Origin of the sequence: Leifsonia sp. C5G2, from assembly GCF_013359685.1 — a bacterium.
Taxonomy (GTDB): Bacteria; Actinomycetota; Actinomycetes; order Actinomycetales; family Microbacteriaceae; genus Leifsonia.
Genome location: NZ_JABFMV010000012.1, coordinates 75678 through 94763 on the forward strand (window position 1 = coordinate 75678; position 19086 = coordinate 94763).

Genomic DNA, 19086 nt, shown 5'->3' on the forward strand with positions numbered 1-19086 from the left:
CTCTCGCCGTGTCGCTTCCCCACGCACCCTACCCCCGCCCTCACGCAAACAGCTCCGGAGTTCTTCGAGCGAATCGCGGGGATTCGGTCGTAGGACTCCGGAGCTGATGGCTGGGGACGTAGGTCAGTTGGAGGTCGGGAAGGTGATGGTCTTGCCCGAGCCGGCGTCCTTGACCGCGGCGTCCTTGAAGGCGGCGAACTGGGCCGCGTCGGTGAAGCCGCCCTGGTAGCGCTCGCCGTTCACGAACACGGTCGGGGTGCCGAAGCCGCCGGACGTGGGGTTCTTCAGCTGCGTGTTCTTCGTCGCGTCGGCCGTCATGTTGGTCACGAAGTCGGCGAAGGTCTGCTTGTTGACGCAGTCGGTCACGGCCTTCGAGTCCACCCCGGCGTCCTTGAAGATGGAGAGGATCTCGGAGTTGGTGAGGCCGGTGCCGGTCTGCTCGTCGGGCTGCTTGGCGAACAGCGCTGAGTTGACGTCCCAGAACTTGCTCGGCTCGGAGTTCGCGACGCACGACACCGCGGCTCCCGCCCGGGTCGAGTACTGCTGGTTCTGCGCGCTGTCGAGGATCGCGACCGGATGGATCTCGAGCGTCGCCGAGCCGTCGCTCAGCCACTGCTTGATCTGGTCGTCGTTGGTGGTCTCGAACTGGTCGCAGTACGGGCACTGGTAGTCGAGCCAGATCTGGATGTGCGCGGTCTTGCCGTCGAGCTCCATCTTGTTCGGCGTGGGCTGCGCGCCGCTCTTGATGGCGGGCGTGGAGACCGCCTTGTCCGGTGCGGTGAGCAGGATGCCGCCGCTCGCCATGTTCTTCGGGTTGGCCGCCGCGCCGCCGCCGGTGCCGACGGTCGTGAAGATGACGACGCCGATGATGGCGAGCACCGCGATCACTCCGACGATGACGGAGCTCTGGACGATGACCTTGCGCCGCTTCGCCTTCTTGGCGGCCTCTTCGCGCATCCTCCTGGCTGTCTCGCGCGCCTCCTCGCGGCGGTCGCGTTTCGTCGGACCTGTCGATCCCTTGCCAGTTGCCATTCAGCTCATCCCATCGAACCGTGAACAGTGTCCTCCTGATCGTAGGGGGGATTTGCTATGAAGCCGCTGTGCCGCAGCTCCGGCCTCTCTATCCGCGTGCTCCACGGAGACTGCTCAGCGGCTCACTCGGCCGCCGCCTGTGCCCGCCCGAGCTCCACGTCCTCCACACGCGACCGCGGCATCGCCAGCCCGGCGACGATGGTGAGCACCGCCGCGACCGCGACCGCGGCGAACACCGACGTGGAGGCCGCCTGGATGGTCGCCGCGTCGTGCGCACCGCCCGCCGACGCGCCGATGATGGCGTTGGCGATCGCGCCGAACACGGCGACGCCGACCGCGCTGCCGATGGACCGGGCGAACATGTTGCTGCCGGTCACGACGCCGCGCTCGTTCCACGGCACGCTCGACTGCGCCGCGATGAGCGTCGGGGCCGCGATGAGGCCCATTCCGAGGCCGACGACGAAGCAGCTCGCCGCGACGAAGAGCACCGACGGCGTCAGGGAGGTCAGCGCGAGAGCGCTCGCGCCGAGGATGGCGATCACGGTCCCGAGCAGCGCGGTGTTGCGGAATCCGATGCGCAGGTAGAACCGCCCGGAGAGGCTCGCGGCGATCGGCCAGCCGAGCGTCAGCGCGGCGACGGCAAGACCGGAGACGATGGGCGCAGCGCCGGTCGTGCCCTCCAGGTAGGTCGGCACGTACGAGGTCAGCCCGATCAGGATGGCGCCGACGCCGAGCGAGATGAGCGTCGTCGTCACCAGCAGGCGGCGGGAGAACACCCACAGCGGAAGGACCGGCTCTGCCGCCTTCCGCTCGACCAGAACGAAGGCGACGAGCAGCACGGCGCCGAGGGCGAACGAGCCGATGCTCCAGATCGAGTCCCACGCCCAGGCCTGGCCGCCCTCCAGCACCGCGAGGATGAGGAGTGTCATGCCGCCGGTGAGGAGGGCGGCACCGGCGTAGTCGATCCGGTGCTTCCGGCGCTCGATGCTCTCGTGGAACGTGCGGATCAGCATCCACGCCGCCAGCAGGCAGAGCGGGACGTTGACGAAGAAGATCCACCGCCAGGACAGGAACTGCGAGAAGACCCCGCCGAGGGTCGGCCCGACGACCGAGGAGATCGCCCACACGCTCGCCAGGTAGCCCTGGGTCTTGGCCCGCTCGGCGACGGTGTAGATGTCGCCGGCGATCGTCATCGACATCGGCTGGATGGCGCCCGCCCCGAGCCCCTGCAGGGCGCGGAACGCGATCAGCGCGGGCATGCTCCAGGCGAACCCGCACAGCACGGATCCGACGAGGAACAGCGCGATGCCGATCAGCACGATCGGCTTGCGGCCGACCGTGTCGGCGAGCTTGGCGTACACCGGCACCGAGACGGCCTGCGCGAGCAGGTAGATCGAGAACAGCCACGGGAACTGCGCGAAGCCGCCCAGGTCCTGCACGATCGAGGGGACCGCCGTCGCGAGGATCGTCGAATCGATGGCCACCAGCCCGGTCGTCAGCATGAGGGCGATCAGGATGGGGCCGCGTTCCGATCGGAAGCCGACGCTCGCTCGGGTGGGTTCGTTCATATCCATCAACAAGTCTCCTCCTTCCGCGGGCATTCCCGCTTGACGTGAAAGAGGAGCCGCGCGACAATCTGAAACATGTCTTTCACATCGGGCAGACCGGAGCGCCGGACCACCGTCACCGACCCGCGCGCGCTGCGTGCGCTCGCGCACCCGCTGCGGCTCGCGCTGCTCGACCACCTGATGTCGTTCGGCCCACGCACCGCGAGCGAGTGCGCGGCCGTCGTCGGGTCGACACCGTCCAACTGCAGCTACCACCTGCGGGCGCTCGCCAAGGTCGGGCTGGTGGAGGCGGTGGACGCGGACGACGGCCGCGAGCGCCCCTGGCGGTCCGCCTCCACCGGCCTGACGTTCGGACGGTCGGAGGACCCGGAGTTCGCGATCGGCTCCGACACCGTCGAGCGCGCCCTTGCCGACCGGCAGGTCGACGACGAGGCGGCCCTCATCCACCGCGCGATCGCCCAGCGCGACGACCAGCCGGTGGAGTGGCGGGAGGCCAGCATGCTCTTCGGCTACGCCCTGCGGCTGACGCCCGCCGAGCTGCGCGAGCTGGGGGAGAAGCTGGATGCGCTCATCCGCCCGTACATCGCCCTCACGCGCGATGACGCCCCGGCCGGGAGCGACGTCGTCGCGCTGCACCTGAACGCCTTCCGCCACCCGGATGCCGACGCCGCGGCCCGCGCGGCGGACGCCTCGAGCGAGGAGGACCTCCCGTGACCACCGCCCCGGCCCCCGCAGCGCGTCCCGCCCGCTCGCGCTCGCCGCTGTTCCGTCGCGACTTCGCGCTGATCTGGACGGCGGGCCTCGTCTCCGACACCGGCGACTGGCTGCTGATGATCGCCCTGCCGCTGTTCGCGCTCTCGGCGACCGGCTCGGCCCTCGGCGCGTCCACCGTCTTCCTGGTGGAGCTGGTGCCGATGCTGCTCCTCGGCAGCTTCCTCGGCGTCCTGGTCGACCGCTGGGACCACCGGAGGACCATCGTCGTCGTCGCGCTGCTGCAGGGTGTGCTGCTCCTGCCGCTGCTGTTCGCGACCGCCGACACCATGGGCATCGTCTACGCGGTCGCGGGTGTGGAGGCGGTGCTCGGCGCGATCATCAACCCGGCCAGGCAGGCGATGATCCCGCAGGTGGTCGGTCCGGACCAGCTCGCCCGCGGCAACGCGCTCGTCGCGGTGAGCGACAGCCTCGCCCGGCTCATCGGCTCGCCGATCGGCGGTCTCGCGTTCGCGTTGTGGGGTCTGACCGGCGTCGTCATCGCCGACGCCGCGACCTACCTGGTGACGGCGGTGCTCGTCGCGATCAGCAGGCCGCATCCACCGGCCGCACCCGACGCGGAGGGTGAGGAGCCGGTCGCCGCGGAGCGCCGCATCCTGCGCGAGTGGGTGGAGGGCCTCGCCCTGATCGCCCGGTCCGGGACGCTGCGCGTCCTCGGCCTCATCGCCGCCCTCGGCGGGGTGGCGCAGGGTCTCTTCCTCGTCCTGTTCCTCGTCTACGTGACGCAGAACCTCGGCGCGGGGGACACCGGCGCCGGCATCATCCGCGGCGTGCAGGCCATCGGCGGCGTGGTCGGCGGCCTCGTCACCGGATGGCTCGCGCGACGCCTCGGCCCGCGCTCGCTGGTGGGCGGCGGCTACCTGGTGTTCGGGATCCTGTCCCTGCTCGCGTGGAACCTCGCGCCCTTCACCACGGCGCTCTGGGTCTACGCCGGGCTGTTCATCGCCATGGGCCTCCCCTCGGTGACCACCGCGACCGGCGAGATCACCTTGGTGCAGACCCTCGTCCCGCCCCGCGCGCTCGGCCGCGTGATCGCCGCAATGACCACGGTGGACGGCGCCGCCCAGGGTCTCGGACTGCTGCTCGGCGGCCTTCTCGCGGACAGCGGCGACATCGTCCCGATCCTCGACTTCCAGGCGTCGCTGTACCTGTTGTGCGGGGTGATCGGGGTGCTCGCCCTGCGGCGGGAGAAGCGTCTTCCATAACGGGTCTCCGGGCCAGTAGTGTGGCGCCACCGAGGTCTCGCCGGAGGTGAGTGATGACGTTCCGCATCCCGCTGATCCGCCGTACGCCGGCACGGCGCACCGTGACGGCCCTCGTGCTCGCCGGCGCCGCGTTCACGGGGCTCACCGCGTGCACGCTCTGGGCGCCGCAGGACACCCTGTACATCGAGGAGGCCAGCGTCGGGCCGAGCGCGACCGTCGGCGACGTCTTCGTCGGGAACGCGGTGCTGGTCAGCGGTGGGGGCGACACGGCGAACCTCGTGGTCACGCTCGTGAACGAGGGCGGCGACACCCAGCAGGTGCAGCTGGCGCCGCAGGGCAGCCGGACCATCTCGGTGACGCTCGAGCCGCGCGAGATCAAGAAACTGGGCGACCCGCCCGACGAGCTGTCGACGGTCACGGGCCTGACCGCGAAGCCCGGTGCGCTCACCACGGTCACCGTGACGAGCGCCGGCAACACGGTCGGCCTCCAGGTGCCGGTCGTCACCCCTGCCTTGCAGCCGTACTCCACCCTCACCCCCTCCCCGTCCTCCTGACCCGCTCCGACCCGCCCGCAGCCGTCAGCTCCTGAGTTGTTCGAGCGACACGCCGCGACGAGGTCGAAGAACTCAGGAGCTGACGGCTGGGGCGTCATGAGCGGGATGGGCACGTTCGCGTGCCGACATTCCGCACGTGATATTGGCGCGAAACCCCTCAGGAATCCCGGCGATTCCGCGGAAGTGAACGTAGGGTGTCCGTGTGTGGCGACTGGACAGGAAGACCGAGGATGACGACGCGACGTCGGACATCCCAGAAGACGACGCCCTGAACCCGCGCACGACGACCGCGCCTCACACGCTCAGCCTGGGCGACCCGGCGCTGGTCGCCGGCAACATCGCCGACCCGGTCTGGAGGCGCTGGCGCGAGGAGATCGCTGCCGTCGGCGGCGCCTCGCCGCTGCTCCACTTCGAGGACAGCCCCCGCACGCGCATCGAGCTCAGCACCACGCACCCCGGAGGCCTGCCGCAGTTCATCACGGGGAAGAGCACGTTGCTGTCCAGCCTGATCCGCGACGAGCTCGCGCTGCGCACGGCCCGGGCGGCCGCCAACGCGATCACGGCGAAGGGCATCGAGCTGCGCTCCGTGCGCGGGATCGAGTCCATCCACCTCGCCATCGGCCTCGCCCAGTGGCGCCACGGCGGCGACGAGTTCATGGCGCCGATCCTGCTGCGCCCGCTCGCCATCCGCCGCTACGGCCGCGACTTCGAGCTGAAGCTGAAGGGCCACACCTTCCTCAACCCGGAGCTCGCGCGCGCCCTCAACGACCAGTTCCAGATCACCCTCGACGCCGACGCGTTCGTGGCGCTCGCCGTGGAGGGCGGGGTGTTCAAGCCGCAGCCGGTGATCGACCGGCTGCGCGGCCTCACCTCGCACCTGCCGTGGTTCAACGTGCAGCCCCGGCTCGTCGCGTCCTCCTTCGCCGATGTCGCCCCGGCCCTCACCGAGGAGGCCCGGGACCTCGACACCGTGCTGCTGGATGCGCTGGCCGGCAACCCGACCGCGCGCACGACCGTCGAGAGCGCCTTCAACCCGGTGGAGCCGATCCGGCAGGACGAGCGCCCGCCCGCGACCGACACCCTCCTGCTCGACGCGGACGAGGCGCAGGAGAACGTGGTCGCCCAGATCGCCGCGGGCAACTCCCTCGTCGTCAAGACGCTGCCGGGCACCGGCGGCACGCAGACCATCGTGAACGCCATCGGCGCACTGGTGGCGCAGCACAAGCGTGTGCTCGTCGTCAGCCCCCGCCGCTCCAGCCTCGACGACATCGCCCAGCGGCTGGCGAAGGTCGGCCTGCCCGGACTCGCGGTCACGCCGCGCACCCTCCGCCGCGACCTCGTGCAGTCCATCGGGCGCAACGAGAGGGCGACGCAGCCGAAGGTCACCGACGTCGACGAGGCCCTGGTGCGCCTGCGCAAGGTGCTGGTCGACTACCGCGCGGCGCTCACCCGCCGCGACCCCGTGCTCCGGGTGTCGGTGCTGGATGCGCTGCGCGAGCTGTCGCGCTTGTCGCTGCTGCCGTCGCCGCCGTCCACGACCGCACGCCTCGGCCGCCGGGCGATCGAGGCCCTCGCACGCGACCGCGCCGCCTCCGCCGACGCCCTCATCCGTGCGGCCCGGCTGGGCGAGTTCCGCTACGGCCCCAACGACTCGCCCTGGTACGGAGCCTCCTTCTCCACTACGGAGGAGGGCAAGGCCGCGCACGAGCTGGCGAAGAAGCTGAACCGCGCCGAACTGCCGCGGCTCATCGACCGCGCCAACGCGCTCATCGGCCAGACCAGGATGCGCCCCTTCGCGTCCATCGCCGAGCTCGGGGTGTACCTGCGGCTGCTGCTCGACATCCGCGAGACGCTCGACAAGTTCACGCCGTCGGTGTTCGACCGGTCGCTGACCGAGCTCATCGCGGCCACCGCGTCCCGTCGCGAGTCGCCGTCGATGTCGAGCGCCAACCGCCGCCGCCTGCGCAAGCACGCGCTCGAGTACGTGCGCCCGGGCGTGCACGTGACCGACCTCAACGAGAGCCTGCGGCGCATCCAGCAGCAGCGCATCCTCTGGAACCGCTTCGCCGTCGCAGGCGTCGTGCCCGAGGTGCCGGTCGGCATCGCGGACGTCCAGGTCGCCTACCAGCGTGTCGCCGAAGACCTCGCCCGCCTCGACATCCCGCTGCGCCGCACCGGCACGCCGCAGTCGCTCGCTGCGCTCCCGATCGACGAGCTGACCCGGCAGGTCGCCGGGCTCGCCGCCGAGTCGGAGGTGCTCGCCAACCTGCAGGAGCGGACGTCGCTGCTCACCCAGCTGCGCGAACGGGAGCTCGACCCGCTGATCTCCGACCTCTCCATCCGTCACGTCCCCGAGACGCAGGTGAGCGCCGAGCTGGAGCTGGCCTGGTGGCAGTCGGTGCTGGAGTCGCTGCTCGCCTCCGACCGCGCCCTGCTGAACGCGAACACCGCGGTGCTCGACCGCCTGGAGGCCGACTTCCGCCTGGTCGACGAGGCCCACGCCTCCGCCACCGGCAAGCAGCTGGCCTGGATGCTGGCCGAGACCTGGAAGATCGGCATCGTGGACTGGCCCGACGAGGCGGCCGCGCTGAAGCGCCTGCTGAAGAGCGCCGTGCCCACCGCAACCACCCTCACCGAGGCCGCGCCGCACCTGGCGCGCCCGCTCGCTCCGGTCTGGCTGATCTCGCCGTACGAGGTGTCGTCGATCGGCCGCGAGGTCGGCTTCGACGCCGTGCTGCTGGTGGATGCGGGCGCCTCGAGCCTCGCCGAGAACGTCCCGGTCATCCGTCGTGCGCGGCAGGTCGTCGCGTTCGGCGACCCGGTGACGCAGACTCCGTCGCGCTTCGACATCGGCGTGCACGAGTACGGCACGACCGTCGAGCCCGCCGACGTGGACGCGCTGCACGCCGACTCCGCGCTGGCCCGGCTCTCCGAGCTGCTCCCGGTGTACACGCTCAGCCGCAGCTACCGCGCGGGCGGGGAAGACCTCGCCGAACTCGTCAACCGGCGATTCTACGGCGGGATGATCGACTCCCTCCCGTGGGCCGGCACCTACCTCGGCCACGGCAGCCTCGCGCTGCACTACGTGTCCGGCGGGCAGGGCATGCCCGACAGCGACACCGGCGCGGTCGAGTCGACGGATGCGGAGGTCGCCAAGGTCGTGGAGCTCGTGCTCGCGCACGCCACGGAGCGGCCGCGCGAGTCCCTCATGGTCATCACCGCCAGCGAGCGGCACGCGGTGCGGGTCAACCAGGCCGTGCTGTCCGCCTTCGCGAAGCGGTCGGAGCTGGCCGACTTCATCCTGGGCGACCGGGCCGAGCCGTTCACCGTGGTGACGCTCGACCAATCGGTCGGCCAGAGCCGCGACCGCGTGATCTTCTCGATCGGCTACGGCCGCACCCCGCACGGCCGGCTGCTCTCCAACTTCGGCGCCCTGGCCGAACCGGGCGGGGACCGCCTGCTCGCCGTCGGCATGACCCGCGGACGCCGCGGCATGGACATCGTCTCGTGCTTCAAGCCGGAGGACATCGACGAGTCCCGGATGCGCCACGGCATCGCCGCGCTCGCGCAGGTGCTGGGGGAGGCCGACCAGCTGCAGGCCGCCGCGCCCGAGTACCTGAGCCCGGACGCCGACCCGATGGTCGTCGACCTGGCGAAGCGCCTCGCCCGGCGTGGACTGGACGTGCACCTCGGCTACCGGGGCAAGCTGACCCTGGTGGCGTCGAACGAGGGCCGTGCTGTCGTGGTCGAGACGGACGAGGACGTGTCGAAGGGCAGCCTCCGCGAGTCGCTGCGGCTGCGTCCCGACGTGCTGCGCCGCCTCGGCTGGCACTACCTCCGGGTGCACAGCTTCGAGCTGTTCGCCGACCCGGACGCCGTCGCCGGCCGCATCGCGAAGCTGATCGGCAAGCCGGAGCCCGAGCCCGAGACCGCGCCGATCACGCTGCCGACGCTGTAGGGCGATCCGACCCTGGTAGCATCAGGGTATGACCAAGCTGAGCGTGAGCCTCTCCGAGGAGGATGTGGCGTACCTCGACACCGTGGCGGCCGACTTCGCGGGCAACCGCTCGGCCGCGATCCACCGGCTCATCCGCCTCAAGCGCGAACTCGATTCCGAGGCCGCCTACGCCCAGGCCTTCGAGGAGTGGGAGACGTCGGGCGAACAGGAGTTGTGGGATCAGACGGCGGGAGACGGACTCGACGAATGAGGCGGGGCGAGGTCTACGACGTCCAGCTCGACCCCGTGGTGGAGGGGGAGGCCGCTCGGCTCCGGCCATGCATCGTGGTCAGCAACGAAGGTGTGAACGCCGCGGTGACCCGCCGCGCGCGGGGCGTCCTCACGTTCGTCCCCCTCACCTCCAACGTTGCGACTGTCCACGAGTTCCAGGTGGCGGTCCACGAACCTGAGGACTTGGCGCTGATGGGCCTCGAGAGGGCGTCGAAGATCCAGGCGGAGCAGGTACGGGCACTCGGGCACTCGCGCATCGGGCGCTATCGGGGTGTCGCCCCGGCATGGATCATGCACCAGGTCGACGAGGCTCTGCGCTTCCACCTCTCGCTCTAGGCTGGAGGGGTGAGCGAGACCTCCGGACGACGCAAGCACCGCCGGGTGCAGCGCCCCGGCGCGCCCGGGACCGACCCGGCGCCGAAGGTCGAGCCACGCGAGGACGCAGCCCGTCCGGCCGACGGCGACCGCCCGTCCTGGTCGTCGAACGACGACCGCCTCCGCCGAGACGTCCCACCCCACTGGTGACGCCGTGAGGTGCTCGTAGATGTTGCCGACACGCCGTACGGCGGTGCAACGACGAGCACCTCAGCGAAGGGGGATGGGGGTGGGGCTCAGGGGAGGGGGTCGGCGTGCTTGCCGGCGGCCTGCGGCGGGGACTGCTGCGCCTGCAGCAGGTCGCGGATCTCGGTGAGGAGGTCGAGCTCCGTGATGGGGGCCTCCGGCTCGACGACGCCCTTCTTGCGCAGGCGCTCGGCGCGCTGCTTCGCCAGGTTCATCGGGAACACGAACACGAAGTAGACGACGACGGCGACGATCAGGAAGTTGATGATCGCGCCGATGACGGCGCCGAGGTGGAACTCCGACTTGTTGATCGTGAAGACCAGGGCCGAGTCGAGCGACTTGGCGTCGAAGAAGCTGTTGAGCAGTGGATTGATCAGGTTGGTGACGATCGACGTCACCACCGCCGTGAACGCGGCGCCGATGACGACCGCGACGGCCAGGTCGATGACGTTCCCGCGGAGGATGAACTCCTTGAAGCCTTTGATCATGGCCGAGACGGACCCTTCTACGCGGCGGAGCCCGACGACGGCGTCGACGGGGTCGAGGAGGTGGAGGAGCTGGACGACGACGAAGAGGACGAAGACGAAGACGACGACGACGACGACGAGTCCGCCTTCTTCGTGCCGCCGCGCGAGTCGGTCCGGTAGAAGCCGGAGCCGTTGAACGTCACGCCGACCGTGCCGAACACCTTGCGGAGCGAGCCGCCGCAGGTGGGGCAGACCGTCAGTGCGTCGTCGGTGAAGGCCTGCTGGATGTCGAAGGCGGTGCCGCAGTCGCGGCACGAATAGGAGTAGGTGGGCATTCTTCTTCCCGCTGGGAGGTCAGGTGAACTGGACGATCCTGGTCGGGGTGACCGCGCCGTCCACCGGCTGGTCGTGGCGCTCGCGCGGCACCTCGTCCACGAGTTCGCCGTCGAACAGGACGGCGTACACCGGGGGACATTTTTCCATGCTCCCCAGGGTCTTGTCGAAGTAGCCGCGGCCCCACCCCATCCGCATCCCGGTCGCGTCCACAGCGGCCGCCGGGACCAGGATGAGGTCGACGTCGTTGATCGCGATCGGACCGAGCAGCTCGCCGACCGCCTCCGGGAGGCCGAACAGCCCCTCCGTCTCGGACTCGCCGTCGCCGGTGGTCCAGTCGAGCAGCCCGTCCTCGCGGGAGACCGGGAGCAGCACGCGCAGCCCCTGGGCGTGGGCCCAGTTGAGGAACGGCCGGGTGTCCGGCTCCATCTGCGTGGAGAGGTAGGCGGAGACAGAACGGGCCGACAGGTCGGTCGCGAGGTCGACGAGGTTGCGGGTCAGCCCGGCCGTCGCGGCCTGCCGCTCGGTGCTCGTGAGGTTCTGCCGGCGCTCGCGGAGCTCGGCGCGCAGGGCGCGCTTGCGATGAGCGGCGGTGTCCGAGTCCATAGGGCAATCCTAGGAGATGCCGTCGGTGTGCTCCGTGGAAATGCGGATACTGTAGGCGGCATGGCTAATCACGACCGCGTCACGAAAGCAGTGATCCCCGCCGCCGGACTCGGCACCCGCTTCCTCCCGGCGACGAAAGCGATGCCCAAGGAGATGCTCCCCGTCGTGGACAAGCCCGCCATCCAGTACGTGGTGGAGGAGGCGGTGGACGCCGGCCTGCACGACGTCCTGATGATCACCGGCCGCAACAAGAACGCGCTCGAGAACCACTTCGACCGGAACGCCGAGCTGGAGGAGACGCTCACCAAGAAGGGCGACACCGACCGGCTCGAGAAGGTCAACTACTCGACCGCCCTCGCCGACATGCACTACGTGCGCCAGGGCGACCCGAAGGGTCTCGGCCACGCGGTGCTCCGCGCCAAGATGCACGTCGGCCGCGAGCCGTTCGCCGTGCTGCTCGGCGACGACATCATCGACGGCCGCGACGACCTGCTCAAGCGGATGCTCAAGGTGCAGCAGGAGCGGCACGCGACCGTCGTCGCCCTGCTCGAGGTCGACCCCGACTCCATCCACCTGTACGGCGCCGCCGCGGTCGAGGAGACCGACGAGGACGACGTGGTCCGCATCACGGGCCTGGTAGAGAAGCCGGACAAGGAGCACGCGCCCTCCAACTACGCCGTCATCGGCCGCTACGTGCTCCGTCCCGAGGTCTTCGACGTCCTGGAGCGCACCGAGCCCGGCCGCGGGGGAGAGATCCAGCTGACCGACGCCCTCCAGTCGATGGCCGAAGCGCCCGACTGGACCGGCGGCGTGTACGGCGTCGTCTTCCGCGGCCGCCGCTACGACACCGGCGACCGGCTCGACTACATCAAGGCGATCATCCGTCTCGCGATCGACCGCGAGGACCTCGGCCCCGAGCTGCGGCCGTGGCTGCGCGAGTTCGCGAGCGAACTGGAGGACGAGCCCGTGGAGTTCGTCGAGGAGATGCCCGCGGACCCGACCGGTCCGATCCAGACGCTCTCCGCCCGGGACAACTGACGGCCTGCTGAAGGGAGAGCCCGTGGCGATCGTGATCCCGACCCTCGCCGAGGGTCGCGTGGGGTTGCGTCCGATCCGGTTGCGGGATGCGCGCGCGCTCGAGCGCTCGCTGCTCGACAACCGCAGCTGGCTGCGCCAGTGGGAGGCGACGAGCCCGTACGCGCCCGGGTCGTTCGACACCCGCGCGAGCATCCGGTCGCTGCTGGCGAACGCGCGAGCCGGCCACGGCCTCCCGTTCATCGTGGAGTGGGACGGGCAGCTCGCCGGGCAGCTGAACGTCTCGTCGATCGCCTACGGCTCGCTGTCCAGCGCCACCATCGGCTACTGGATCGCGGAGGAGTTCGCCGGACGCAACATCACGCCGACCGCGGTCGCCCTGGCCACCGACTACTGCTTCTACCAGCTCGGGCTGCACCGGATGGAGATCTGCATCCGGCCGGAGAACGGCCCCAGCCTGCGCGTGGTGGAGAAGCTCGGGTTCCGCTACGAGGGACTGCGGCGCCGCTACATCCACATCAACGGGGACTGGCGCGACCACTTCTGCTTCGGTCTGGTCACCGAGGAGCTCAGTCAGGGCGTGCTGCGCCGGTGGCTCGACGGGAACGTCCCGGCCGACGCCGCGGTCATCCCGGCCGAGGACCGGGCGGCCGCCGCGGTCCCGCTCCCGGTGGCCCGGCACCGCTGAACCCGTGACACACCCCCGCAGGTGACACCGGCCCGGTGTCCCCCGCCCCTACCGTAGAGGCATGAACGGGGATGTGATGGGCGGAGGGGTCGTCGTCGCGATCGCGGCCGTGCTCTGGCTGGCCTATCTGGTCCCGGTCTGGCTGAGGCGCCGCGAGTACCTCGCCACGGAGCGCAACGCGGTGCGGCTGCAGCAGACCCTGCGGATCCTGGCCGAGACGAGCGAGCTGCCCGACGAGGTGCGCATGGAGGCGACCGCGCGCACCGTGGCGGAGCAGCAGCGCATCCTGCGCCGGGCGGAGGAGCGCAAGCTCGCCGCCGCCCGCGCCGAGGCCGCCGCGCACGCCCGCCGCGAGCAGGCGATCGCGGAGGAGCGCCGCCGCGCCGCCGAGGAGGCCGAGCGCGCCGCGGCCGAGGCGATCGCCGTCGAGCGCGCCGCCCGCGCGGCTGCGGCCCAGCGGGCACGCGTGCTCGCCACCTCCACCGTCGCGTCCGCCCTGACCCCGCAGCGCCGCCGGCGACTGCGCCGGGCGCGCGCCCTCTCGACCCTGGTGCTCGTCGCCGGACTCGCCGGCCTCGTCGCCGGCGCTGTCGTCGCCGCCGAGACCGGCGCGTGGCTGCTGGCCGGGCTGTCCGGGGCAGCCGTGCTGCTGTCCGGCTGGATGCTCGCCCGCCTCGCGCGCCCGCAGCGCGCGGCGGTGGCGGCGCAGCCGATCGTGCGCACTTCGCAGGTCGCACCGGAGCTGTACGACGACGCGCAGCACGACGTGCCCGTGCAGGAGCGGCTCCGCCAGAGCTGGACGCCGCGGCCCCTCCCGAAGCCCCTGCACCTGTCGCCGGGAACGGTCGCCGCGGCCGCCATGGCCTCGGTGGATGCCGCCGCAGAGCTCCGCCGCGCCGCCGTGCGCGCCGAGTTCGAGCGCAAGGCGGCCGAGGTCGTCGCGCCCGCTCCGGCGCCCGTTCCGCTGCGCCCGGTCGCGGCCGTCGCGCCCGCGGCATCCGTTGCGCCGGTCGCATCCGTGGCCTCTGTGGCGACCCTCGGGACCGTCTCGTCTGCGGCCGAGCCGGCCGCTCCGAGCCGCTACGCGAGCATGGGCGTGCTGGACGACGTGGACGCCGCCGGCATGGACCTGGACGCCGTCCTGCGGCGTCGCCGGGCCGCCAGCTGAGCCGCCCTCGATTTCGACTCGACCGCGGTCAGGTGCTATTGTTTCTAAGCAGTTCCCCGGGGCTATGGCGCAGTTGGTAGCGCGCTTCGTTCGCATCGAAGAGGTCAGGAGTTCGAATCTCCTTAGCTCCACCGGTACCGGAAAGGCCGCCCGCTCGGGCGGCCTTTCTGCTTCTCCGGGCAGTTGCGTGTTCTGCGACTGCGCCCTCGCGGAACGTCTGCGGGTGCGCGACCGGCCGCATTCGTTCCGAACCGCCGCAGTCGCGGGGGTCAGAGCACCAGCAGGACGGCGAGCACCAGCATGAGCACGGCGATGCCGCCGTCGAGGATGCGCCATGCGACCGGCCTGGCGAACACCGGTGCGGCGAACCGCGCCCCGAAGCCCAGCAGCGAGAACCACAGCACGCTGGCCGTGGCGGCGCCCGCGCCGAACACCCAGCGGCCGGGGTCGCCATGCGAGGCGGACAGCGAGCCGAGCAGCAGGACCGTGTCCAGGTACACGTGCGGGTTCAGCCAGGTGATCGCGAGGCACGTGCCGACCGCCGCCGCGAGGGAGCCGGCCACCGCGCCCGCCGCGTTCAGCGCCTGCGGTCGCAGCGCCCGGCGGGCGGCGAACACGGCGTAGCCGAGCAGGAAGGCGAAGCCCGCCCAGCGGACGATCGTCAGGGCGACCGGAGCCTGCTTCACCAGCACACCGATCCCGGCGACGCCCGCGGCGATGAGGACCGCGTCGCTCAGCACGCAGATCAGCACGACGGGGAGGACGTGCTCGCGGCGGAGGCCCTGGCGCAGCACGAACGCGTTCTGCGCGCCGATGGCGACGATGAGGGAGGCGGCCGAGCCGAGGCCGGTGACGAAGGTGGCGAACACCCTTCGACGCTAGGGATGTGCCTCCACTAAGTACAGCTCAGGTTTCTTAGCAGCCATTAGCATGGCTTAGGTGACAGCCAACGCCGATCAGCTGCGCGCCCTCGCCGCCGTGGTGGACGCCGGGACGTTCGAGGCGGCGGCCGCTGCCCTGCACGTCACCCCGTCCGCAGTGAGCCAGCGCATCAAGGCGCTGGAGGAGCAGAGCGGGCGCGTGCTGGTGCGGCGGAGCAAGCCGGTCGAGCCGACGGAGGCGGGCAGCGTCCTGCTCCGGCTGGCGCGTCAGCTGGCTCTTCTCGAGAGCGAGGCCGAGGCCGCGCTGGCGGGACGGCACGAAGCGGCGGGTGCGGTCGTGCCGCTGGTCGTCAACGCCGACTCCCTGGCGACCTGGGTGCTTCCGGCTCTGGCCCGGGTGGACGGCATCCGCTTCGAGCTCGCCCTGGACGACCAGGAGCACACGCTCGATCGGCTCCGCGACGGCACCGCCATGGCGGCGATCGGCTCCGACCCGGAGCCGGTGCAGGGCTGCACCGCCCGACCCCTGGGCGAGATGGTGTACCGGGCGGTGGCCTGCCCGGCGTACGTCGAGCGATGGTGCCCCGGCGGCTGGACGCCGTCGGCCGCCGCGGAAGCGCCCGTGCTGGTGTTCGACCGCAAGGACGCGCTGCAGGACCGCTACCTGGATGCGTTCGCGCCCGGCGCGCGCCCGCCGCGGCACTACATCCCGGCGTCCACCCAGTTCGTCGACGCCGCCGTCCTCGGGCTCGGCTGGGGGATGCTGCCCGACCTGCAGGCGGACGCGCTGGTGGCCGAGGGGCGGCTCGTCGTGCTCGACCCCGTCCGGGTCGAGCGTGTGCCCCTGTACTGGCACCGATGGTCGCTGCGGTCCGCGGCGCTCGACGCCGTCGCCGAGGCGATCGCAGCCGAGGCCGCGCGAGTGCTGGTCCCGGTACCCGCGGCTAGAGAGTCGCGAGCACCAGGTCGAGGGCGTCCACGAAACGGTCGGCGCTCTCCCGCGTGATGCACAGCGGCGGCTTGATCTTCAGCACATTCTTGTAATCGCCCGTCGGCTGCACGATGCAGCCCTCGGCGAGCATCCGGTCGCACACCAGCGCCGCCTCGGCCGTCGCCGGCTTCAGCGTCTCGCGGTCGAGCACCAGCTCCATGCCGAGGTAGAGGCCCATGCCGTGCACCGCGCCGACGAGAGGATGCCGGTCGCCCAGCTCCCGCAGCCGCGCGGCGAGGTGGTCGCCGACGGTCGCCGCGTTCTCCTGCAGGTGCTCGTCGCGCATCACGTCGAGCACCGTCAGGCCGACGACCGACGACACCGGGCTCCCACCGGCGGATGAGAAGAAGCTGCCCTCGGCGGCGAACGACTCCGCGATCTCCCGCCGGGTGATCACCGCGCCGAGCGGCTGCCCGTTGCCCATGGCCTTCGCGATCGTGATGACGTCGGGCACGACGCCCTGCTGCTCGGCGCCCCAGAAGTAGTGGCCGAGACGGCCGTAGCCGACCTGCACCTCGTCGGCGATGCAGACGCCGCCGCGGGCGCGGATGCGTTCGTAGACACCGGCCAGGTAGCCGTCGGGCAGCATCAGGCCGCCCGCGTTGCCGAAGACCGGCTCGGCGATGTAGCCGGCCACCTCGGTGCTCGCGGCGTCGAGGGCGGCGAGGTCCGCATCCAGATCGGCCAGGTAGGCGGGCGCCGAGCCGGGACCGAGGTGCTTTCCGCGGAGGGAGTTGGGGGCGGCGACGAGCGTCACCCAGTCGGGACGCGTCTCCAGCGCCCGCGGGTTGTCGCCGAGGGAGGACGAGACTGCATCGGAGGCCATGGTCCAGCCGTGGTAGGCCTCGGTCACCGCGAGGATGGTGCGGCGGCCGGTGTGGATCTGCGCCAGCCGCAGCGCGAGGTCGACCGCCTCGCTGCCGCTGTTCACGAGGAAGACCGTGTCGAGCCCGTCCGGCGCGAGTTCAGCCAGGCGCTCGGTGAAGCGGGACAGCTCGTCGTAGTGGAACCGCGAGTTCGTGTTGAGGCGCGCCCACTGATCGCGCACCGCCTCCACCAGCCGCGGGTGCCCGTGACCGATCTGCGTGACGTTGTTGACCATGTCGATGTAGCTCTGCGCGCGGGTGTCGACGAGGTGGTGGCGCCAGCCGCGCTCGATGAGCGGTGGATAGGCGAAGTAGTGCTCCTGCACCTGCGCGAACGTGGCATCCCGGCGGGCGAGGGACGCTGCGGGGTCGGGCGCGGCCACGGCGAGGTCGGCTCCGAAGAGCGCGGACGGGTCGGGGGAGACGGCAGACCACTCGGCGAACGGGAGGGCCGGGGTGACGAAGGCCGGCGGCCGGTGCCCGGCGAGCGTGCTCAGCTGGGCGGTGAGCCGCACAGCGGTGCCGATGACCTCGCCGGCCGCGATGGAGGCGGTGGTGAGCGGGCGCACGAGGCCGTCGAGCCACAGCTCGAGGCCGGCGCCGGTTCCGCGCAGGAGCCACGAGCCCTCGACGAGGGCGAGCTCACCCGCGAACGGAGCCGTGACGTCCAGGCCGGCCGGGGCGTCGACCGTGACCGCGAGGGCGACCGTGGCATCCGGGAGCGAGCGGTCGGCGGTGGTGCGGGTCAGCCGGGCCTCCCCGTAGCGCGTGACGGCGTGGCCCCGCTCGCGGCAGACGCGGGCGAGCACTACGTCTTCCGCATCCTCTTGCAGCCAGACGCCGGCGTCGAGGTCGCGCGACTCCACCGAGAGGTCGGCGAGGTGGGCGGGGGTGGTCGTCAGAGGGATGAGGCGGCCGAGCGGCGTGGCTGCGGCTGCAGACGGGCCCGCCAGGCGGGCACGGACGAGGGTCTCCAGCTCACCGGCGTCGAGCCGCCGGGCGATGTCGAAGGCGACCCACTCGTGGGCGCGGTTCTCGTCGGCATAGACGTTGTCGGCCTCGAGGGCCACCTGCTGCTCGCCGCTGACGACGAGCACCGCTCCGCGCAGCACGACCAGGGGCCACAGCGCGGCCAGGTCGGCGTCATCGAGTGGCGCCTCGGCGTGGAAGGCCTCGATCACATCCAGAACGGCGAGCGGCTCGTCCGGAACGTGGTGCAGGGCGCTCGTGACCGTGGCGGCCAGCTCGGCGACGAGCCAGCCGTCGGACACGTCGCCGAAGTCGATCACGCCCGGACCGTCGTCGCCCAGCACGATGTTGTCGTCGGTGACGTCGCCGTGCACCGCCTGGACGCGCAGCCGCCGGCGGAGGGGCTCCAGCCGCGCGAGGGCGGCATCCGTCGCCTCGCGCACGACCCGGCGCTTCGCCGGCTGCTCGACGTGCTCCAGGAGCAGGTCGACGACCTCGCCGCCGATGCGTGCGTCCCACTGGGTGGTGCGGTCGAGGCCGGGATGCGTCAGCGCGGCCAGGCCGCCGGCGACGCGGCCGGCGAGGGTGCCGAGCGTGCGCAGCTGGTCGCGGGTGGGGCGGCCGACGCCGGTGAGTGGCTCGCCGTCGAGGTAGCGGAGCACGCGCGCGAGGAGTGTGCGGCCGGCGACCTCGACCTCCACCAGTTCGGCGCCGTCGAGCGAGGCGACGACCTCGGGGATGCGGATGCCCGAGCCGGCGAGGGCCGCGAGCGCGGCGTTCTGCGCCAGGAGCTCGTCGGCGGAGAACACCGGGTTGGCGAGCTTGAGCACGAAACGCTCTCCGCCGGTGTCGATGCGGAAGTTGCGATCCTGGTTGCTGCCCAGTTCGACGATGTCGCCCTCCAGCCCGAACCGGGTCGCGGCGATCGCCGCCGCGTCCTCCACCGTGACCTCGGGTCGGGGGAGCGCGGGCTGGGTGAGGAAGTCGAAGTTCGGCAACGGGGCTCCAGGGCTCGGCGGCGATTTCGAGGTCAGTCTAGTGAGGGGGCGCCGACGCCGTGTCGAACGGAGGGCGCGCCTGTGGACACCCTGCTGATTGTGCATCACAGTCGGTATCAGCACGGCTCCCGCCCAGCGAACGTACGGGAGGCTCCGCGTAGCCTG

The 19086-nt window shown here is 71.6% G+C and carries 18 protein-coding genes and 1 tRNA gene; 12 read left to right on the forward strand and 7 right to left on the reverse strand.

The genetic code is table 11. The annotated features are described in order from the left end of the window. Nucleotides 1–123: 123 nt before the first annotated feature. Both HNO83_RS15270 and HNO83_RS15275 read right to left on the reverse strand, forming a co-directional pair. Nucleotides 124–1032: a DsbA family protein gene (locus HNO83_RS15270; protein ID WP_249776768.1), complete on the reverse strand. Its 909-nt coding sequence runs from the start codon at nt 1030–1032 to the stop codon at nt 124–126. A gap of 122 nt (nt 1033–1154) precedes the next feature. Further along, the gene (locus tag HNO83_RS15275) at nt 1155–2600 is read right to left on the reverse strand and encodes an MDR family MFS transporter (protein ID WP_175338451.1); all 1446 of its coding nucleotides are present in this window, start codon (nt 2598–2600) and stop codon (nt 1155–1157) included. Between the two features lie 75 nt (nt 2601–2675). Between HNO83_RS15275 and HNO83_RS15280 the strand changes: the two genes are divergently transcribed. The 7 genes from HNO83_RS15280 to HNO83_RS15310 all read left to right on the forward strand — a co-directional run bounded on the left by HNO83_RS15280 (nt 2676) and on the right by HNO83_RS15310 (nt 9883). After that, nucleotides 2676–3314, forward strand: coding sequence for an ArsR/SmtB family transcription factor (locus HNO83_RS15280; RefSeq protein ID WP_175338380.1), 639 nt, complete (start codon nt 2676–2678; stop codon nt 3312–3314). Then, nucleotides 3311–4576, forward strand: a complete 1266-nt coding sequence (locus tag HNO83_RS15285; RefSeq protein WP_175338381.1) for an MFS transporter — start codon at nt 3311–3313, stop codon at nt 4574–4576. Before HNO83_RS15280 ends, HNO83_RS15285 begins: the two co-directional genes overlap by 4 nt. A gap of 53 nt (nt 4577–4629) precedes the next feature. Then, nucleotides 4630–5130 (forward strand): hypothetical protein, encoded by a 501-nt coding sequence (locus HNO83_RS15290; RefSeq protein ID WP_175338382.1) that lies wholly within the window; start codon nt 4630–4632, stop codon nt 5128–5130. 202 nt (nt 5131–5332) lie between these two features. Further along, on the forward strand, nt 5333–9088 hold the full coding sequence (locus HNO83_RS15295; RefSeq protein ID WP_175338383.1) for an AAA family ATPase: 3756 nt from the start codon (nt 5333–5335) through the stop codon (nt 9086–9088). Nucleotides 9089–9116: 28 nt separating this feature from the next. Next, nucleotides 9117–9338, forward strand: coding sequence for a DUF8778 family protein (locus HNO83_RS15300; RefSeq protein ID WP_175338384.1), 222 nt, complete (start codon nt 9117–9119; stop codon nt 9336–9338). Further along, nucleotides 9335–9694, forward strand: coding sequence for a type II toxin-antitoxin system PemK/MazF family toxin (locus tag HNO83_RS15305; RefSeq protein ID WP_175338385.1), 360 nt, complete (start codon nt 9335–9337; stop codon nt 9692–9694). The genes HNO83_RS15300 and HNO83_RS15305 overlap by 4 nt, the downstream gene beginning before the upstream one ends. A gap of 9 nt (nt 9695–9703) precedes the next feature. Further along, entirely contained in the window at nt 9704–9883 is a 180-nt protein-coding gene (locus HNO83_RS15310; protein WP_175338386.1) for a hypothetical protein, read from the forward strand. A gap of 86 nt (nt 9884–9969) precedes the next feature. Here the strand turns inward: HNO83_RS15310 and mscL are convergent, their stop codons facing one another. The 3 genes from mscL to HNO83_RS15325 are packed head-to-tail and all read right to left on the reverse strand — an operon-like array spanning nt 9970 to nt 11325. Further along, nucleotides 9970–10407, reverse strand: a complete 438-nt coding sequence (gene mscL, locus HNO83_RS15315; protein ID WP_175338387.1) for a large-conductance mechanosensitive channel protein MscL — start codon at nt 10405–10407, stop codon at nt 9970–9972. Between the two features lie 17 nt (nt 10408–10424). Next, nucleotides 10425–10721: an FmdB family zinc ribbon protein gene (locus HNO83_RS15320; RefSeq protein ID WP_175338388.1), complete on the reverse strand. Its 297-nt coding sequence runs from the start codon at nt 10719–10721 to the stop codon at nt 10425–10427. 19 nt (nt 10722–10740) lie between these two features. Then, nucleotides 10741–11325, reverse strand: a complete 585-nt coding sequence (locus tag HNO83_RS15325) for a 5-formyltetrahydrofolate cyclo-ligase (RefSeq protein WP_175338389.1) — start codon at nt 11323–11325, stop codon at nt 10741–10743. A 60-nt stretch (nt 11326–11385) separates the two neighbouring features. Between HNO83_RS15325 and galU the strand changes: the two genes are divergently transcribed. From galU to HNO83_RS15345, 4 genes are all read left to right on the forward strand, one after another. Beyond that, on the forward strand, nt 11386–12363 hold the full coding sequence (gene galU / locus HNO83_RS15330) for a UTP--glucose-1-phosphate uridylyltransferase GalU (protein WP_175338390.1): 978 nt from the start codon (nt 11386–11388) through the stop codon (nt 12361–12363). Between the two features lie 22 nt (nt 12364–12385). Next, nucleotides 12386–13048 (forward strand): GNAT family N-acetyltransferase, encoded by a 663-nt coding sequence (locus tag HNO83_RS15335; protein ID WP_175338391.1) that lies wholly within the window; start codon nt 12386–12388, stop codon nt 13046–13048. Nucleotides 13049–13109: 61 nt separating this feature from the next. Next, on the forward strand, nt 13110–14216 hold the full coding sequence (locus HNO83_RS15340; RefSeq protein ID WP_175338392.1) for a hypothetical protein: 1107 nt from the start codon (nt 13110–13112) through the stop codon (nt 14214–14216). 58 nt (nt 14217–14274) lie between these two features. Then, nucleotides 14275–14347, forward strand: a tRNA-Ala gene (locus HNO83_RS15345). A gap of 138 nt (nt 14348–14485) precedes the next feature. Here the strand turns inward: HNO83_RS15345 and HNO83_RS15350 are convergent. Then, nucleotides 14486–15085 (reverse strand): LysE/ArgO family amino acid transporter, encoded by a 600-nt coding sequence (locus tag HNO83_RS15350; protein ID WP_175338393.1) that lies wholly within the window; start codon nt 15083–15085, stop codon nt 14486–14488. A 70-nt stretch (nt 15086–15155) separates the two neighbouring features. Here HNO83_RS15350 and HNO83_RS15355 point away from each other — a divergent pair, with 70 nt between their 5' ends. Then, the gene (locus HNO83_RS15355; protein ID WP_175338394.1) at nt 15156–16103 is read left to right on the forward strand and encodes a LysR family transcriptional regulator ArgP; all 948 of its coding nucleotides are present in this window, start codon (nt 15156–15158) and stop codon (nt 16101–16103) included. Here the strand turns inward: HNO83_RS15355 and HNO83_RS15360 are convergent. Beyond that, nucleotides 16042–18921: an aminotransferase gene (locus HNO83_RS15360; RefSeq protein ID WP_217499111.1), complete on the reverse strand. Its 2880-nt coding sequence runs from the start codon at nt 18919–18921 to the stop codon at nt 16042–16044. The two genes, HNO83_RS15355 and HNO83_RS15360, sit on opposite strands and share 62 nt — an antisense overlap. Nucleotides 18922–19086: the final 165 nt, after the last annotated feature.

Bases quoted from the DNA above. Each gene is read 5' to 3' on its own strand.
- HNO83_RS15270 (WP_249776768.1), bottom strand. From the start codon at position 1,032: ATGGCAACTGGCAAGGGATCGACAGGTCCGACGAAACGCGACCGCCGC.
- HNO83_RS15275 (WP_175338451.1), bottom strand. From the start codon at position 2,600: ATGAACGAACCCACCCGAGCGAGCGTCGGCTTCCGATCGGAACGCGGC.
- HNO83_RS15280 (WP_175338380.1), top strand. From the start codon at position 2,676: ATGTCTTTCACATCGGGCAGACCGGAGCGCCGGACCACCGTCACCGAC.
- HNO83_RS15290 (WP_175338382.1), top strand. From the start codon at position 4,630: ATGACGTTCCGCATCCCGCTGATCCGCCGTACGCCGGCACGGCGCACC.
- HNO83_RS15300 (WP_175338384.1), top strand. From the start codon at position 9,117: ATGACCAAGCTGAGCGTGAGCCTCTCCGAGGAGGATGTGGCGTACCTC.
- HNO83_RS15305 (WP_175338385.1), top strand. From the start codon at position 9,335: ATGAGGCGGGGCGAGGTCTACGACGTCCAGCTCGACCCCGTGGTGGAG.
- mscL (WP_175338387.1), bottom strand. From the start codon at position 10,407: ATGATCAAAGGCTTCAAGGAGTTCATCCTCCGCGGGAACGTCATCGAC.
- HNO83_RS15320 (WP_175338388.1), bottom strand. From the start codon at position 10,721: ATGCCCACCTACTCCTATTCGTGCCGCGACTGCGGCACCGCCTTCGAC.
- HNO83_RS15325 (WP_175338389.1), bottom strand. From the start codon at position 11,325: ATGGACTCGGACACCGCCGCTCATCGCAAGCGCGCCCTGCGCGCCGAG.
- galU (WP_175338390.1), top strand. From the start codon at position 11,386: ATGGCTAATCACGACCGCGTCACGAAAGCAGTGATCCCCGCCGCCGGA.
- HNO83_RS15340 (WP_175338392.1), top strand. From the start codon at position 13,110: ATGAACGGGGATGTGATGGGCGGAGGGGTCGTCGTCGCGATCGCGGCC.